We start from the raw sequence: 1,024 nt of genomic DNA, 5'->3' as shown, positions 1-1,024 counted from the left end.
GCGGGATCACCAATGTGCGCCTCCCCTATCCTCGCGGTCGGCGAAATTTTCCGTTCGTCTCCCCGGCCCCCCGCCGCCCGTCGCGCCCGCCGCGCGACGTGACGGCCGTCGGACCGGACGACGGGAGAACGCAGTGACGACCACCGACCCCGAGAGCCCCGCCGTGCGCGCGGGCCGCGACGTCGTGCTCGAGCTCGCGGTGCAGGATCCCGACGGCGTCCGGGTGGCCGCCTCCGTGGGTGCCCGGCGGGTCGAGCTGTGCGTCGGCCTGGGCGCCACGGGCGGGCTCACGCCGAGCGCCGGCCTCCTGGAGGCGGCCGTCGCGGCCGCCGCCGACGCTGCGACCGGTGCGGCGCCCGTCGAGGTGCACGTCCTCGTGCGTCCGCGCCCCGGCGGGTTCGTCCTCTCGGCCGACGACCTCGACGTGCAGGTCCGCGACGTCCGCGCCGCGGTCGCGGCGGGGGCCGCAGGCGTCGTGGTCGGCGCGCTGACCCCGGACGGCCTCGTGGACGCCGCCGCGGTCCGCTCCCTCGTCCAGGCGGCGGGCGGCCGCGAGGTGACGTTCCACCGTGCGGTCGACGTCGTCGTAGACCCGCTCGCCGCGCTCGACGTGCTCGCCGGTGCGGGCGTGGCGCGCGTGCTCACGTCGGGCGGGGCCGCGCGCAGCATCGACGGGGTCGAGCGCCTGCGCGCCATCGCGTCGCACGCCCACGGCGCCCTGGGCGGCCGTGTCCAGGTGATGGCGGGCGGGGGAGTCCGCCCGCAGGACGTCGGCGCGCTCGTGGCCGCCGGCGTGGACGCCGTGCACCTCTCCGCCAAGCGCACGGTCGCCGACGACGCGGGGCCGGGTGGCGGCGGCGACGCCGGCTACGAGGTGACGGACCGAGGTGTCGCGGCGGCGGCGCGCGCGGCGCTGGACGTCGTGCTCTAGCAGTCCACGCCCCCCGGGCGCCGGCCCGCGGGCCGCCGCCCCGCCCGCCGCCCCCCGCCCGGCCGGCGCGCGCGCGGCCCGCGCGGGGGAGGG

Annotated in this window: 1 protein-coding gene; it reads left to right on the top strand. The window is 80.4% G+C overall.

The window, feature by feature from the left end; all coding sequences use genetic code 11:
• The first annotated feature begins 133 nt into the window (after positions 1-133).
• Positions 134-931 (top strand): copper homeostasis protein CutC, encoded by a 798-nt coding sequence (locus tag ACFWH7_RS00645; RefSeq protein WP_378214540.1) that lies wholly within the window; start codon positions 134-136, stop codon positions 929-931.
• Positions 932-1,024 lie beyond the last annotated feature (93 nt).

The organism is Cellulosimicrobium cellulans, assembly GCF_042723955.1.
Taxonomy (GTDB): Bacteria; Actinomycetota; Actinomycetes; order Actinomycetales; family Cellulomonadaceae; genus Cellulosimicrobium; species Cellulosimicrobium cellulans_H.
The sequence above is the reverse complement of the archived record's forward strand: the minus strand, read 5'-3'. Positions and strand labels throughout refer to the sequence as shown.